Annotated in this window: 16 protein-coding genes; 6 read left to right on the top strand and 10 right to left on the bottom strand. The window is 76.3% G+C overall.

The window, feature by feature from the left end:
• Positions 1–190: 190 nt before the first annotated feature.
• The 4 genes from RVR_RS01485 to RVR_RS01475 form a co-directional block, all read right to left on the bottom strand.
• Entirely contained in the window at positions 191–484 is a 294-nt protein-coding gene (locus tag RVR_RS01485; RefSeq protein ID WP_237404506.1) for a DUF8129 domain-containing protein, read from the bottom strand.
• A gap of 98 nt (positions 485–582) precedes the next feature.
• On the bottom strand, positions 583–711 hold the full coding sequence (locus tag RVR_RS38515; RefSeq protein ID WP_272933051.1) for an LPFR motif small protein: 129 nt from the start codon (positions 709–711) through the stop codon (positions 583–585).
• A gap of 306 nt (positions 712–1,017) precedes the next feature.
• Positions 1,018–1,452, bottom strand: a complete 435-nt coding sequence (locus RVR_RS01480) for a DUF2267 domain-containing protein (RefSeq protein ID WP_202232039.1) — start codon at positions 1,450–1,452, stop codon at positions 1,018–1,020.
• Between the two features lie 189 nt (positions 1,453–1,641).
• Positions 1,642–2,070: an Hsp20/alpha crystallin family protein gene (locus RVR_RS01475; RefSeq protein ID WP_202232038.1), complete on the bottom strand. Its 429-nt coding sequence runs from the start codon at positions 2,068–2,070 to the stop codon at positions 1,642–1,644.
• Between the two features lie 125 nt (positions 2,071–2,195).
• On the opposite strand from RVR_RS01475, the gene RVR_RS01470 reads away from it, so the two are divergent.
• From RVR_RS01470 to RVR_RS01460, 3 genes are all read left to right on the top strand, one after another.
• On the top strand, positions 2,196–2,858 hold the full coding sequence (locus RVR_RS01470) for a type III effector protein (protein WP_202238305.1): 663 nt from the start codon (positions 2,196–2,198) through the stop codon (positions 2,856–2,858).
• Positions 2,859–3,218: 360 nt separating this feature from the next.
• A complete protein-coding gene (locus RVR_RS01465) occupies positions 3,219–3,686 on the top strand; it encodes an SRPBCC family protein (RefSeq protein WP_202232037.1) in 468 nt (155 codons plus the stop codon).
• A 112-nt stretch (positions 3,687–3,798) separates the two neighbouring features.
• Positions 3,799–5,421 carry a phytoene desaturase family protein gene (locus RVR_RS01460; RefSeq protein ID WP_202232036.1) on the top strand — a complete coding sequence of 541 codons (1,623 nt, stop codon included), beginning with the start codon at positions 3,799–3,801 and terminating at the stop codon, positions 5,419–5,421.
• A 156-nt stretch (positions 5,422–5,577) separates the two neighbouring features.
• Here RVR_RS01460 and RVR_RS01455 read toward each other — a convergent pair whose 3' ends face one another.
• From RVR_RS01455 to RVR_RS01445, 3 genes are read right to left on the bottom strand one after another with little or no spacing between them, the layout of a single operon-like run.
• The gene (locus RVR_RS01455) at positions 5,578–6,594 is read right to left on the bottom strand and encodes an NAD(P)/FAD-dependent oxidoreductase (protein ID WP_202232035.1); all 1,017 of its coding nucleotides are present in this window, start codon (positions 6,592–6,594) and stop codon (positions 5,578–5,580) included.
• Entirely contained in the window at positions 6,591–7,142 is a 552-nt protein-coding gene (locus RVR_RS01450) for an isoprenylcysteine carboxyl methyltransferase family protein (protein ID WP_202232034.1), read from the bottom strand. Before RVR_RS01450 ends, RVR_RS01455 begins: the two co-directional genes overlap by 4 nt.
• A 7-nt stretch (positions 7,143–7,149) precedes the next feature.
• Positions 7,150–8,223, bottom strand: a complete 1,074-nt coding sequence (locus tag RVR_RS01445) for a type III polyketide synthase (RefSeq protein WP_202232033.1) — start codon at positions 8,221–8,223, stop codon at positions 7,150–7,152.
• Between the two features lie 158 nt (positions 8,224–8,381).
• On the opposite strand from RVR_RS01445, the gene RVR_RS01440 reads away from it, so the two are divergent.
• Positions 8,382–9,269 (top strand): UbiA family prenyltransferase, encoded by an 888-nt coding sequence (locus RVR_RS01440; RefSeq protein ID WP_237404505.1) that lies wholly within the window; start codon positions 8,382–8,384, stop codon positions 9,267–9,269.
• A 38-nt stretch (positions 9,270–9,307) separates the two neighbouring features.
• On the opposite strand, the gene RVR_RS01435 is transcribed toward RVR_RS01440, so the two are convergent.
• Entirely contained in the window at positions 9,308–9,886 is a 579-nt protein-coding gene (locus RVR_RS01435) for a GNAT family N-acetyltransferase (protein WP_202232031.1), read from the bottom strand.
• Positions 9,887–10,049: 163 nt separating this feature from the next.
• Positions 10,050–10,592 carry a hypothetical protein gene (locus RVR_RS01430; RefSeq protein WP_202232030.1) on the bottom strand — a complete coding sequence of 181 codons (543 nt, stop codon included), beginning with the start codon at positions 10,590–10,592 and terminating at the stop codon, positions 10,050–10,052.
• Positions 10,593–11,226: 634 nt separating this feature from the next.
• Here RVR_RS01430 and RVR_RS01425 point away from each other — a divergent pair.
• Complete coding sequence (locus tag RVR_RS01425; protein WP_237404504.1) at positions 11,227–12,138, top strand: XRE family transcriptional regulator; 912 nt, start codon at positions 11,227–11,229, stop codon at positions 12,136–12,138.
• A gap of 20 nt (positions 12,139–12,158) precedes the next feature.
• Here RVR_RS01425 and RVR_RS01420 read toward each other — a convergent pair whose 3' ends face one another.
• Entirely contained in the window at positions 12,159–13,493 is a 1,335-nt protein-coding gene (locus tag RVR_RS01420; protein WP_202232028.1) for an aminomethyltransferase family protein, read from the bottom strand.
• Between the two features lie 104 nt (positions 13,494–13,597).
• Here RVR_RS01420 and RVR_RS01415 point away from each other — a divergent pair, with 104 nt between their 5' ends.
• Positions 13,598–14,047: a MarR family winged helix-turn-helix transcriptional regulator gene (locus RVR_RS01415; RefSeq protein ID WP_202232027.1), complete on the top strand. Its 450-nt coding sequence runs from the start codon at positions 13,598–13,600 to the stop codon at positions 14,045–14,047.
• Positions 14,048–14,118: the final 71 nt, after the last annotated feature.

The following is a 14,118-nucleotide window of genomic DNA, read 5'->3' as shown; positions in this document are numbered from 1 at the left end:
CGGGGCGGGCCGCGCAGGTGGGGAGGCGGGGCGGCGCGGGCGGGCGCGTCGGGTGGGCCGCGGCGGACGCGCGGGTGGCTCCTGGCAGTTGGCGGCCGGTGCGGGGGTTCGCCCTCAGCCGCTCAGGCGGCGGCGCGCGTGCGGTGGGTGGAGGTCGCGGCGTCAGGGGGCGCGTCGCGGAGAGCGGGGCTCATGGGGTCCTGCTGCCCGGGACGGTGCGGCGCGGCGGTGGGCCGTACCCGCCGGGCGCGTCCGCGTCATGGCTGTCGTCCCGCAACTCCCGCAGCCTGCGGGTCAGCAGCCGCAGCACGGGGGTGCGGTCGGCGTGCTCGCCCTCGTAGCGGAGCAGCGCTTCCACCTGGCCGCGGTCGAGGCGCGCCACGCGCGCCTCGATGGCGACCCGGGGGAGACGGTCGTAGCCGGCGATCGGCAGGTCGTGCGGGGCGGGGAGTCGGGGCTCGTCCTCGCACCGGTCCATCGGCATCACCTCTCTCCTGCGGCGTCGGGGCCCGGCGGCGCGGAGCGCGCGTCGCCGTGGCGGGGCGTGGCCGGCGCTCTCGCGGCGCGGCCCGGTGCCCACGGTCAGTGATGGCCGTGCGCGGTGTCCGACGCTCCGCCGAACAGGCGGGCGAGGGCACGGAAGGGCAGCGTCACCACGGTGGCGACGGCTCCCCCGATCTTCGCGAGTACATCGCCGATGGCCTTGAGCATGGCCGGCCTCCTCGGGTCGGAACGCCCGGCCGGACCCGGCTGCCCGGCGGGCGTACTCCCCGCGCCTACCCGCGGTGGGGCCGCCCACACGGGCGTGCCCGGACCCGGATCGTCACCACCCGGAACCGCGCGGTGTCCGAGGCGCCCACGCGGGCGTGCCCGGACCCGGCACGGCACACAGGGCCCCGAGGGCCCGCGCGGCGGTCGGCATCGCCCGCCCCGGAAGCGTAGGGGCGCGTGGGGCGGCAGGCTCCGAAGCGGGTGCGCGGGCCCGCGGCGGCGTGCGGCACGGCCCGCGGCCACCGGTCAGGCGGCCTGGGTGAGTTCCGCGCGGCCGAACAGGAGGGCGTAGCCGCCGGGGAGCCGGCGCAGGATGCGCGTGAGGAGGTCGGGGCCGGCGGCGTCCGCGACGGTGGTGAGGACGGAGCCGGTGTCCCAGCGGGTCGTGGCGAGCCCCGCGCCGGCGCGGGTGGCCAGGCTCTTGACGAATCCCCAGCCGGTCAGGGGACGGGAGTCGGGAGCCTGTGCGGTGAGGACGCGGGCGGCCTCCTCGGGCAGCCGGGCGGCCAGTTCGGAGCGCTCGACTCCGGTGAGCTGCCGGCCGAGCCCCGACAGGACGAGGTGGACGGCTTCCTCGGCGCGTGCCCGGGTCGGGTAGGCGCCTGCGTAACGGACCCTCTCCAGCATCTGGTCGTACGTCGTGACGGACGACTGCGGGAGCGGTGCGTGCCGGGCGGACATCTCTGCGGGGGTGCCTTTCTGCCGCCGTGCCCGGCCGCGGCCCGCGCGGGGCGGTCCGACCCGGGGGGGCGGTCGTGGTCGTGGTGCGGTGCCCGTTCCTCGGGGGAACGGGCACCGGGGACGTCGGGGGTGCGGAGGGCGGGCCGGAGCGCGCGGGCCCGCCCTCCTGCGGGGTGCGGAGGGCCGGGCTCAGCCGGGGATCTGCCTGCGCGAGCCGTCGCCGACGGCGACCTTGCGGGGCTTGGCGCGCTCGGCGATCGGGATGCGCAGCGTCAGCACCCCGGCTTCGTAGTCCGCCTCGATGTGCTCGGTGTCGAGGGTGTCGGCCAGCACCAACTGGCGGGAGAAGACGCCGAGGGGCCGCTCCGACAGGTCCATCTGCACGTCGTCCCGCTTCGAGGTCGGCCGGCGCTCGGCCTTGACGGTCAGCATGTTCCGCTCGACGTCGATGTCGATCGCCTCGGTGCTGACGCCCGGGAGGTCGAAGGACACCACGTACGTGTCGCCCTCGCGGTAGGCGTCCATCGGCATCGCGGAGGGACGTGACCAGGTTCCGGGTCCGGTGAGCTGCTGGGCCAGCCGGTCGAGTTCGCGGAACGGGTCGGTGCGCATCAACATCGCGAAACACCTCCAGAAGGTTCGGGCAGTAACTGCCAATGCGCTTCAACGATTCCGTTGTACCATGTCATCCAATGGATGACAAACGCGATGTCGTCGAGACGATGACGCAGGGAGAAGTGGACATGCCTGAGCCCGACCAACCGCCCCCGTCCCTCTCGGACGCCCAGGGGCCGGCCTCGTTCCTGGCGGCCGCGGCGGCGCTGGAGGCCATCGACGACGCGCTGCGCACCGCCCGGGGGGAGGCATCCGGTGCCGCCGTGGCCGCGACCGCCCCGGAACAGGCACTGGCCTCCCTCCTCCTGCTGCGCCAGGTCCGGGAGCAGCTCGCCGGGTGGGAGACCGGCCTGATCGAGACGGCTCGCGGCGCCGGGGCCAGTTGGGCCGAGCTCGCCCACCCCCTCGGCGTGGCCAGTAGGCAGGCGGCCGAGCGCCGTTATCTGCGCAACCGGCCCGGGCCGGCCGGAGCCACCGGCGAGCAGCGGGTCCAGGCCACCCGCGACCGCCGCGCGGCCGACCGCGCCAGCGCCGGCTGGGCCCGCCGCAATGCGGCGGAGCTGCGCCGCATCGCCGGGCAGATCACCGCCCTCGCCGACCTCCCGCCCGCGGCCGGGCCTCCCGTCGGCCGGCTCGACGAGGCGCTGGCCCAGGACGACCCCGCCGCGCTCCTCGCCCCCCTGCACGCTGCCCGCGCCCACCTGGCGGGCCCCCATCCCCGCCTCGCCGCGCGTCTCGACGAGGCCCTCACGGCCTCCACCGCGCCGCCCCCCGCCGACCCCGACCGGTGAGGGCCGCGGGTCCGCCCGCCGGGCGGGCCCGCGCTCCGCGCGACCCGCGTGGAGCCGGACGCCCGGGCGGTCTGCCGGGCTGCCCGGAGTGATCCCCCGGGTGCCTGTCGGCGGGGTCGTCCGCCCCCGCCCGGGGCCGCCCCGCCCCCCGACGGGACTCGCCGCGCGATCCTGTGGGAGCGGCCCTACGCTGGAAGGACGCGGCCACGGGGGAGCGCGCGGCCGCCGCGGGGAGCCGGCCCAGGGGCCGCCCGGCGGGCTCCGCCGGACAGGCCCGAGGGCTCGGGCACCACGTTGCACGTTCCACGGACGTCCGCGGCATCGTCGGATCGTCAGGCGATCGCCGCTCCGGGAGGACCCATGGCGAGGCGGCACCAGCTCATCGAGCGGCCACCGGGGCAGGTATGGGCCGTGCTGGCCGACCCGGCCCGCTACGACGACTGGGTCGTCGGAGTGACAGGCTCCGCGCCCGGTCGCGGCGACTGGCCGAGGGTCGGCGCGGACCTGAGCTACGAAGTGGCGCTCGGCCCCTGGAAGGGCGGAGGGCGCACCGTGGTCCGGCGCTGCGAGGAGCCCCATGTGCTGGAACTGGAGGCGCACAGCGGACCGCTGGGCACCGCCAGGATCGCGGTGGACGTCCGCCCGTGGGGGGAGCGGGACAGCCTCGTGACGCTCGACGAACACCCCCTGCGGGGCACCGCCGGCACGCTGCACAACGCCGCCTTCGACGTGTTCCTCCAGCTCCGGCACCGCCGCATGCTCAAGCGGCTGGCGTATACCGTCGAGCGGTCCGGGCCGCCGCTGGAGGCCGGGCAGTCCCCGCACTGACCCCCGTCCGCTCCCGGGCAACCCGCTGTCCGCTCCCGGGGAGGCCGCCGCGCGTCCCCCGGCGGACCCGCCGTCCGCTTCCGGGGGACCTCCGGAGGAACAGGAGCACGTCATGGTGGACGCCGTGGTCATCGGGGCGGGACCCAACGGCCTGGTCGCCGCGAACCTGCTGGCGGACGCCGGCTGGAGCGTGGAGGTCCTGGAGGAGCAGCCGGAGCCGGGCGGCGCGGTGCGCAGCGACCGGGAGGTCGATCCCGCCTTCGTCACCGACGTGTTCAGCGCGTTCTACCCGCTGGCCGCCGCCTCCCCCGTACTGCGCGCCCTCCGTCCGGAGGACGAGGGGCTGCGCTGGAGCCACGCGCCGCGCGTGCTCGCCCACCCCCTGCCCGACGGCCGGTGCGCCGTGCTCGACCGCGACCCGGACGCCACCGCGGCGGGCCTCGACGCCTTCGCACCCGGCGACGGGGACGCCTGGCGGGAGTTGTGCGCCATCTGGAACCGCGTGGGAGCCGACCTGCTGGACTGCCTGTTCACGCCCTTCCCCCCGGTGCGCGCCGGGATGCGGCTGCTCACGAGGGCGCGCGCGGCCGGGGGCGTGCGGTTGGCGCGGCAGGTCCTGCTGCCGGCCCGGCGGTTCGGCGAGGAGCACTTCGCCGGGGAAGGCGGCCGGCTGCTGGTGGCCGGCAACGCCCTGCACGCCGACCTGTCGCCGGAGTCCGCGCTCGGGGGCGGCTTCGGCTGGTTGATGTCGATGCTCGCCCAGCAGGTCGGCTTCCCGGTCCCGGTCGGCGGCGCGTCCGCGCTGACCGGCGCGCTCGTGCGCCGGCTGGAGCACCGCGGCGGCGCCGTACGCTGCGGCCGGCGCGTCACCGAGGTCGTGGTGCGCGACGGCCGGGCGGTCGGGGTGCGGACCGCGGCCGGCGACGCCGTACGGGCCCGGCGCGCGGTGCTCGCCGACGTGTCCGCGCCCGCCCTGTTCACGCACCTGGTGGCCGCCGAGCACCTGCCGCCGCGCCTGCTGGCGGACCTGCGGCGGGGATTCCAGTGGGACTTCTCCACCTTCAAGGTCGACTGGGCCCTGGACGGGCCGGTGCCGTGGGCCGCCGAGGGCGCCGCGTCGGCCGGCACCGTCCACCTCGCGGACGGCGTGGACGACCTGACCCGGTTCGCGGCGCAGATCGCCACCCGGCACGTGCCCGACCGGCCCTTCGCCCTGTTCGGGCAGATGACCACCGCCGACCGCACCCGTTCCCCGGAGGGCACCGAGGCCGCGTGGGCCTACACGCACGTCCCCCAGGACGTCCGGGGCGACGCGGGGGACGACGGTCTGACCGGCGCGTGGGACCGGCGCGAGCAGGAGGCGATGGCCGACCGGCTCGAAGCCCGCGTCGCGCGGTACGCCCCCGGCTTCCAGGACCGCGTCCGCGGCCGCCGCATCCTCGCGCCGCCGACGCTCCAGGCGATGGACGCCAACCTGCGGGGCGGCGCGATCAACGGCGGCACCACCGCCCTGCACCAGCAGCTCCTTTTCCGCCCCACCCCCGGGAGCGGCCGCCCAGAGACCCCCGTCGAGGGCCTGTACCTCGCGTCCTCCGCCGCGCACCCGGGCGGCGGCGTCCACGGCGCGCCCGGGGCCAACGCCGCCCGCGCCGCCCTGCGCGGCCCCGCGGTCCGGGCCGTGCTCGGCTGCGTGCGCCGCGCCGCCGGCCGGCGTGCCCGCGACGACGGCGGCTGAACCGCGCCGCGGGAAGGCTGGACCGCGCCGCGGGAGAAGCCCTGCGATATCAGGCCGGCGCCCGGATCGGGCCCGCCCCCCCGGATCGGGCCCGCGCCCCTTCGGCACGCAGCGGCGCGCTGCGCGCGGCGGCGTCGGGGCCGGGCCCGGCTCAGGTCACGCGAGCTGGTTGACGACCGCGGTGAACAGCGCCGGGAAGCGCGCCGCGGCCGGCACGATGCGGGGGCCGAGCCCCGGGGTGCCGCGGGCCCGCAGCAGCAGGGCCGTCAGCGCGCGGTGCCGGCGGGACATGGTGCGCCACGCGCGCTCGTACGCCTCCGGCCGGCCCGCCCGCACGCACCGTACGAGCTCCGCGGCGCCCCGTACGGCGAGAAGGACGCCCTCACCGGTGAGGGCGTCGACGTACCCCGCGGCGTCGCCGACGAGCAGGACCCGGCCGAGGACGCGGGCCCGGACCGGCTGTCGCAGCGGTCCGGCGCCGCGGGTGGGGGTGGCCGCGACCGCGGGCAGGCGGGCGGCGAGCGCGGGGAACGCCGCGAGCTGGCGGTCGAAGGGCGCGCGGTCGCGGGTGAGGAGCGCGACGCCGACCAGGTCGGGCCCGACGGGCGTGACGTACGCCTCCGCGCGGGCGGACCAGTGCACCTCGACGCAGTCGGTCCACGGCGGCACCGCGAAGTGCCGGCGCAGGCCGTAGCGGCCCGGCGCCGGTGCGGGCGGCCCGGACAGGCCCAGGGAGCGCCGGATGGGGGAGTGCAGGCCGTCCGCCGCGGCGAGATACCGCGCCGCCAGCCCGCCCGCGTGCACGCCGTCCGGTCCCTGCCGCACCCCGTCCACGCGCAACGGCACCACGGGGACGCCGAGTCGGGCCGCCCGTGCGGCGAGCGCGGCGTGCAGCTCGGTGCGCCGCACCCCCCGTCCGGGCTCGGCGCGGAAGTGCGCCTCGGCTTCGTGCCGGGCGTCGACGTAGCGGATACCGCGCAGCGGGCGCCCGCCGAGGGGCACCCCGAGTTCGGCGAGGGCGCGGACGGCCCCGGGCATCAGCCCCTCCCCGCACGCCTTGTCGACCGGTCCCGGCCGGGGCTCGGCCACCGCCACGTCGAGCCCGGCCCGCGCCGCGTGGATCGCGGTGGCCAGTCCGGCCGGTCCGCCGCCGACGACGAGCAGGTCGATCACGCAGCCGCCCCCGCGGGCGCGGGCACCGTACCGGGCGCGGCCGCCAGCGCCGCGTTCTCGCAGCGCAGCCGGACCGCGAGCAGCGGGGCGTCGAGGAGGGTGAAGCCGATCGCGGTGATCCAGGCGCCGTGCACCAGCGGCAGTGCGGCCCCCTCCACCACGACGGCGAGGTAGTTGGGATGGCTCATCAGCCGGTACGGTCCGCCGCCGACCAGCGGCAGCCCCGGCACCACGATCACCCGGGTGTTCCAGCGCGGCCCGAGGGTGCGCACGCACCACCAGCGCAACGCCTGCGCGGCCAGCACCGTCAGCAGCATCGGCCAGCCGAGCGCCGGCACGAACGGCCGCCCGCCCCACCCCGTCTCCAGCAGGCACCCGGCCAGCAGCCCGGTGTGCAGCAGCACCATCACCGGGTAGTGGCCGCGGCCGTGCTCGGTGCCGCCGCGGGCGCGGCTCCACGCCGCGTTGCGCCGCGCGGTGACCAGCTCGGCCAGCCGCTCGGCGGCGACCAGGAGCACCAGCAGGGTGTACGGCGAGGACGACGGCATCGGCGGCCTACCAGCGCAGGAGGACGAGTTCGGAACTGAAGCCCGGGCCCATCGCGAGCATGAGGCCGGGCGTCCCGGCCAGCGGCGGGCACCGGTCGAGGGTGTCGCGCAGGACGTGCAGCACGGACGCGGAGGAGAGGTTGCCGACCTCCGCGAGCGACCGCCGTGCCGACTCCAGCGCGCGTGCGGGCAGATCGAGCCCCGCCCGCACCGCCTCCAGGACCTTCGGGCCGCCCGGGTGGCAGATCCAGCCGGTGACGTCCGCCGGCTTCAGGTCGTGGTCGGCCAGGAACCGCCGTACCTCCGGCCCGAGACGGCGCAGCACCGTGTCCGGCAGGTCGCTGCCCAGGACGATCCGGAAGCCGCTGTCGGTGACGTCCCAGCCGAGGAGGTGCTCGGTGTCGGGGTAGAGGCGGCTGCGGGTCGCCACGGTCTCCGGGCCCCGCTCGGAGCGCCGCGCCCGCGCCGCCGGATGCGCCCGGCCGACCGCCACGAGCGCGGCGGCGCCGTCGCCGAAGAGGGAGCCCGCCACCACGTTCGCCGCGGACGCGTCGCCGCGCTGCACCGTCAGCGAGCACAACTCCACGCAGAGCAGCACCGCGACGCCCTCGGGGTGCCCTTCGAGGTAGTCGTGCACCCGGGCGAGACCCGCGGCCCCCGCGACGCAGCCCAGCCCGAAGACCGGGACGCGCTTCACGTGCGCCGGCAGGCCCCAGCGGCCGGCCAGGCGCGCCTCGATCGACGGCACGGCCAGGCCCGTCACCGACGTCGACACCACCAACTCCACGGCGGAGGGCGGGATGTCCGCGCGGCGCAGTGCGCCCCGGACGGCTTCCTCCGCCAACTCCGTCGCCGCGCTCACGTACGCGGCGTTGGCCTCCCCGAACCCGCCGAGCGTGCGGTACCGCTCCAACGGCAGCGCCAGGTGCCTGCTGCGCACGCCGGACGCGGCGTGGACGCGGTCCAGCACCCCGCGGCCCTCCGTGCCCCGCCCGCCCATCTCCGCGAGGGCGTCCCTGATCTCGTGCTGCGTGTACCGGTACGGCGGCAGCACGCCGTGGACGCCCACGATGCGACTCATCCGCCCAGCATAGGAAGAAAGGTGTCATGTCGGGCCGGACGCGGCCGTATCGGAGGAAAGCTTCGGTTGTACGACGAACGGGCTCCCCGAGGGTGACGCTCGCGGCGGCCCGGCGAGCCGCCGCGAGCGGCGGGGGAGGGGTGCCTAGCGTTGCCGGCGTGGCGGTGGATGCGCGAAGCGGGGCCGGCGGCGGGTCGGGGGCGGGAACCGGGGCCGGTCGCGGGAGCCTGCGGGGCCTGGTCAGGGCGTGCCACCCGGAGCCCACCGTCGCGGTGACCGTGCTGGTGACGGCGCTCGCGGCAGCCTCGGGGCGCGGCGTCGGCGGGTGCGCCCTGGTCGTGGCGGCGGTGCTGAGCGGGCAGGCGTCGGTCGGCTGGTGCAACGACGTCGTGGACGTGGCGCGCGACCGGGCGGCCGGGCGTACCGACAAGCCCCTGGTGGCCGGGGCGCCGCGGCCGCGTGACGCGGCGGTCGCGGCCCGCGTGGCGCTCGCGGTGTGCGTCGCGGCCTCGCTGGCCTGCGGACCCGCCGCGGGCGCCGCCCACCTGGCGGGCGTGGCCGCGGCATGGGCGTACAACCTGGGGGTGAAGCGCACCGCGTGGTCCTGGCTGCCGTACGCGGTCGGGTTCGGGCTGCTGCCCGCGTTCGTGACGCTCGGGCTGCCCGGGCATCCGGGCCCGCCGGGGTGGGCGGTGGCGGCGGCCGCGCTCCTGGGCGTGGGCGCGCACGTCACGAACGTGCTGCCGGACATCGACGCGGACCTGGCCGCGGGCGTGCGCGGCCTGCCCCAGCGACTCGGATGCCGCCGCAGCCGGCTGCTGGCGCCGGTGCCGCTGCTGGCCGCGGCCGTGGCCCTCGTCCTCGGCCCGCCCGGACCGGTCGGCCGCACCGGCTGGGCGGCGCTCGCCGTGACGGGGATGCTCGCGCTCGCCACGGTCCGCTCGGCGGGCGGGGACGCGCGCAGCCGGCTGCCGTTCCTCACCACCCTGGCGATGGCGGCGACCTCCGTGGCACTGCTCCTGCTGAACGGTGGCGCGCTGGCCTGACGGCCTCGGCGCCGCCGCTCCGCCCTGCCCCGTCGGTGTCAGCGATCGGGGGCAGGGGGCGGGCCGGACCGGCGCGGTGCCCGGTCGGCGGCGTACCGGTCCGACGTCAAGGCGTACACCCTGACGCGACGGCCGCCGGCGGGGGCGACGGTCTCGCGGACCGGGAGCATCCCCAGCTTCACGATGACGCGCTCGGAGGCGACGTTGCCCACCTGGGTGATGCTGACGATCCGCCGCAACCCCCGCTCCTCGAACCCGAACCGCACGGCGGCCCTGGCCGCCTCGGTGGCCAGGCCCTGTCCCCAGTGGGAGCGCCCCAGCCGCCAGCCGACCTCCACCGCCGGCATCACCTCCGGCAGGAAGGAGGGCACCGAGAGGCCGGTGAACCCGGCCAACTCGCCGGTGGCCCGGATTTCCACGGCGAACAGGCCGAAGCCCCGCGACTCCCACTCGCTCTCCCACGCCCGGATCCCGTCGCGGGTCTGCCGCTCGTCGCGGACGCCGCCGTCCCGGATCCACCGCATGACCTCGGGGTCGGCGTGGACGGCGGCCATGGGCGCGACGTCCTCCTCGCGCCAGCGGCGCAGGACCAGTCTGGACGTCGTGAGCGTGACCATCCCGTGATTCTAGAGCCTGTCCGGCGGATCCTGCCGGGCTCACGGCGCCCGGCCTTCGGCCGTTCCCCCCGCGCACCCGGAGCGGGGAGGGGGTTCGGGAGCCACCGGCGGGAGGTCGCCGGCCGGATGCGGTCCCGCCCCCGGACGGCCTCGCGGGGCGATCTCACGGTGCGGTCTCCATCACCTCGCGGGCGCGCCGGGCGAACCTCTCCCGGCTCCCCTCCACCGCGTCCACCACGCGTTCCAGGCCGGCGCGGTAGCCGTCGGCCGGCAGCTCGCCCTGGAGCACCCGTTCGAGGTACGTCCGCAGGGACCGCACGTCCGACCACACGTTCACCGCGTCCACGGCCACGGCCTCCGGCCCCATGAGGTCGAGGCGGGCCTGTGCCTTGTAGAGGGTGTGCACGGCCGTACCCAGTTCGTCGACGGCCTCGCGCAGCGCGCCGGCCGGAGGCGGAGCGGACCGGACCGCCTCCGGTACGCCGTCCTGGTGGGCGACGCGGTGCAGCACGGCGTCGACCGGCTCCGCGGCCTCCATGAAGGCGAGGTACACCTCGCGGCGCTCGCTCCTCAGCTCCCGGCCGTGATCGGCCGTCCCCTGGTCGCGCGCCTGCCGTCGGGCCTGACCGGACGTCAGCCACGCGGTGCACAGCGAGCCGAGGACGCCGACTCCGGCCCCCGCGAGGGCCGCCCACCCCTGGTCCATGGGTCCATCCTCGTGCCGGGCGCCGCTCGCGGGAGGTGGTTTCCCGGATCAGGCGGTCCAGAGGGGCAGGCCCGGCGAAAAGGGGTCGCGGGGACGCGCGCGGCCGGAGGGCCGGCGGGGAACGACGCGGAAACGCCGACTGTCGGACATCACCCCTAGAATCGGAGGAATCGTCCCGCACATGACCGAGGGCGATCAGGGGCCATGGGGCTTGGAGGGCGAGCAGGTGTCCGCAACCTCACCTTACCCGTCGGAGGACCCGGCGGATGATCCGGCGCGGCGGTTCGCCTCCGAGTTACGGGCGCTGCGCACCTCGGCCGGCAGTCCGACGCACCGTCAGATGTCCGCGCGCACGGGGCGGTCGTCCGGCGACCTGTCCGCGGCCGCGCAGGGCGCGGAACTGCCGTCCCTGGACGTCGCGTTGGCATACGCCGAAGCCTGCGGCGGGGACCGGGGAGAATGGGAACGGCGCTGGCGCGCGGCGAGGGACGCACTCGACACGCCGTCGGCGCGGCCGTCCGCGGAGACGGCCACGCCGTCCTCGACGCCGCCACCGCCGCCACCGCCGCCACCGCCGGCACCGACTCCACCGAACCCACCGCCGGCAACGGGCCGCCGGTGGCCGGTCGTCGTGGTGACGGGAGCGACAGCGCTCGTGCTGGTGGCCGCCGGGGTCCTGCTCGCCGACCGGCCGTCGCACCGGCGACCGTCCCCGGGCCCCGCCGCGTCGTCCCGCTACTTCGCCGCGGACGACGTCTTCAACCGGCGGCGCCCGCGGGCCGAGTTGTCGTCCGACTCCGCGGAGCTGGTGGGCGACCTGCTCGCCGCGGGCCGGGCGCAGGTGTCCGCCGGCACGGCCGGCCTGCCGGTGTACCGGGCCGCGGCGAGCACCCCGACCTACCACGTCACCGCGCGCGAGCACGTCGGCGACTGGGGCGCCGACCCGTTCACGGGCGTCGGCTTCCCCTGGGACGCGTCGTGGAAGGTGCCGAAACGTGAATGGACGGTGGTGATCACACCGGACGGGCGGGCGGTGGAATGCTGGAGGATCGAGGTGCAGTCCGGCCGGCCGAGTTGTGAGTGGGGAGCGGTGACCGACACCCGGGGCGCGTCGGCCGTCGAGGCGGGACAGGCCACCGGGAGCGGACTGTCCCGCCTCGCCGGGATGATCACCGGAGCGGACTGGAAGGCGGGCCGGATCGATCACGCGTTGAGCTTCGGCGCCCCCGACAACAACGCCCGGTACGTCTTCCCGGCGGTGGGAAGCGACGGCCGGGACCAAGGCCGCTGGCGCGAGGGCCAGTTCGTCTGGCTCGACCCGGCGTACGACATCGACGCCGACACCACCCTCAAGCCGTACGAGCGGATGGTGGCGAAAGCGCTGCAGGAGTACGGCGCCTACGACGTGAAGAACGCCGACGAGTTCGCCTTCATGTCCGCCTACGGATCGAAGCCGCCGGGCGACCCGACCGGCACCTCCGCGCTCCTCACCGACATCGAGTTCGCGAAGTACCTCCGGGTCGGCACGGTCCGGCCCGCGTCGTAGGCGGCCTCGGGCCGCGCTGCTCAGTCCTGGCGGTAGCCGGTGCGGGCGAACTCGTTGTAGGGGCAGGGCTGTACGGTCGCGCGGATGCGGGGCAGTCCGAGGTCCGCGTCGGGAGCGGTGTCCCCGCCGGGGTGGTTGCCCCACACCACCGTCACCTCGGTGCCCGGTGCGGCCTGGTCCTGGGAGACCAGGGCCAGGGAGAGCATGGTGCCGTAGGGGTCGCTGAACGCCGTGTACTCGGTGGTCCCGACCAGCGTGCCGTCGCTCTCGACCCGCTGCTTCGCCAGGGTGTTGACGGCGCCGTGGTCCGCGCCGAGGGCGGCGGCCACGTCGCCGGCGTCCATCACCAGCGTCACCTTGTGGCGGCGGCCGGCGTCCTTCAGGGCGCGCAGCGCGTCGCGGCCGAGGAAGTCGTGCTGGAAGGAGATCGACCGGCCGTAGCCGAGTTCGTACGGGGTGACGTAGTAGTCGGAGATCTCCGGCGAGTAGAAGCTGCCGTTCAGGGGCTGCATGCCGTCCGGGGTGTGGAGCGGCAGCCAGGAGCGGTAGGCCCGCTGGGAGGCGCTGTCGTCGTAGATCGCCGGGATCGGGGCCGGGATCCAGCCGCCTTCGGCCTGGGCGGTCGGGTAGGCGAGCGAGCCCACGCGTTCGAGCCCGAACTCTTCCCCGGCCCGCATCAGGGCCTCCTTGACCGGCGTGTGGTCGGCGTGGTCCCCGATGAACTCGTAGCCGGGCTGGCCGGCCATGCCGTGGCGCAGCGCGCGGAATGTCTTCCCGGCCAGGGTGACGTCGGAGGCGTGGAAGAACCGGGTCTCCGGCAGCGGGCCCCCGAAGGCGGACTCGATCAACTGCTGGGCGTAGGGCCCCTGGACCTGGTAGCGGAAGAAGGGCGGGATGTGGGCGGGGTCGCGGGAGCAGTCGGGGTCGCTGGTCAGGGAGACGTCGTAGCCGCGCTGCTGGGCCTGGTAGGTGAGCCAGTTCTGGACGGTGGGGCGGCCGGTGATCACGTAGTCCTGCTCGCCGCGGCGCAGGAGGATGGCGTCGCCGACGAGGTAGCCGTTCTCGTTGACCACGACGAGCTGCTTGGCCTGGTTGACCGCGAAGCGCTCGTAGTCGTTGGCGCTCAGCTCGCGGAGCATGCGGGTGGCGTCCGGCCCCGTCACAAAGGTGTCCCACATGTGGTACGAGAGGTCCATGAGCGCGACGCCGTCCTTCCAGGCCGCCTGTTCCTTCTGCCAGCCGGAGTACTCCGGCCGGACGACCGGAGGGGTCCACGCCTGCGGTGCGTCGGTCCAGCGGAGGCGCACGGCGGAGCCCGCCTTGTCGATGCCGTCCTGGAGGCTGGGAGTGGGCATGGCTGATCCTCTCGTCCTGGCTCGCGTGGACACGGGCCACTAGATGACAGACGTATGACAACATAGAAGGTGTCTGTTAACAAGCCGCGAGAAGGAGACCGGTCGTGAACGACGCCCTGACGCCGTGGGACGGCGCGTTGACCCATGTGCTGTGGCGCGCCCAGAACGCGGTGCACCGGCGGGTGCAGGAGGCCCTGGACGAGTTCGGCGTCACGGCGACCCAACTCGGCCTGGCGGTACACCTGGACGAGTTGGGACCGCTGTCGGCCGCGGACCTGTCCAGGAACTTCCACATCGCGCCGCAGAGCGTGGGGACGGCGCTGAGCCGCCTGGAGAAGGTGGAATGGGTGCGCCGCAGACCCCACCCCGTCCACGGCCGCGTCGTGCTCCACGAACTCACCGCCACGGGAGCGGCCGGCGTCGCCAAGGGCCGTCAGGCGATGACGGAGGTGAACACCGAGGTGACAGCGGGCCTCTCGTCCGCCGAGGCCGCGCAACTCCTCCGGCTGCTCGGCACAGTCACCGACACGATCGACCCGCCGACCCCGCGATGACGCGTACGGGCCGCCCCGCGTGGCCGGCGTCCGGGGGCGGACACCGACGCGGCCGCTCCGCTCCCGGGCAC

This window comes from Streptomyces sp. SN-593 (assembly GCF_016756395.1).
GTDB classification, from domain to species: Bacteria; Actinomycetota; Actinomycetes; order Streptomycetales; family Streptomycetaceae; genus Actinacidiphila; species Actinacidiphila reveromycinica.
Note: the sequence above shows the minus strand (reverse complement) of the source record. Positions and strands in the feature narration are given on the sequence as shown.

Coding starts and splice junctions, on each gene's coding strand:
- RVR_RS01485 (WP_237404506.1), bottom strand. CDS start 484: ATGCCGATGGACCGGTGCGAGGACGAGCCCCGACTCCCCGCCCCGCAC.
- RVR_RS38515 (WP_272933051.1), bottom strand. CDS start 711: ATGCTCAAGGCCATCGGCGATGTACTCGCGAAGATCGGGGGAGCCGTC.
- RVR_RS01480 (WP_202232039.1), bottom strand. CDS start 1,452: ATGTCCGCCCGGCACGCACCGCTCCCGCAGTCGTCCGTCACGACGTAC.
- RVR_RS01475 (WP_202232038.1), bottom strand. CDS start 2,070: ATGTTGATGCGCACCGACCCGTTCCGCGAACTCGACCGGCTGGCCCAG.
- RVR_RS01470 (WP_202238305.1), top strand. CDS start 2,196: ATGCCTGAGCCCGACCAACCGCCCCCGTCCCTCTCGGACGCCCAGGGG.
- RVR_RS01465 (WP_202232037.1), top strand. CDS start 3,219: ATGGCGAGGCGGCACCAGCTCATCGAGCGGCCACCGGGGCAGGTATGG.
- RVR_RS01460 (WP_202232036.1), top strand. CDS start 3,799: ATGGTGGACGCCGTGGTCATCGGGGCGGGACCCAACGGCCTGGTCGCC.
- RVR_RS01450 (WP_202232034.1), bottom strand. CDS start 7,142: ATGCCGTCGTCCTCGCCGTACACCCTGCTGGTGCTCCTGGTCGCCGCC.
- RVR_RS01445 (WP_202232033.1), bottom strand. CDS start 8,223: ATGAGTCGCATCGTGGGCGTCCACGGCGTGCTGCCGCCGTACCGGTAC.
- RVR_RS01435 (WP_202232031.1), bottom strand. CDS start 9,886: ATGGTCACGCTCACGACGTCCAGACTGGTCCTGCGCCGCTGGCGCGAG.
- RVR_RS01430 (WP_202232030.1), bottom strand. CDS start 10,592: ATGGACCAGGGGTGGGCGGCCCTCGCGGGGGCCGGAGTCGGCGTCCTC.
- RVR_RS01420 (WP_202232028.1), bottom strand. CDS start 13,493: ATGCCCACTCCCAGCCTCCAGGACGGCATCGACAAGGCGGGCTCCGCC.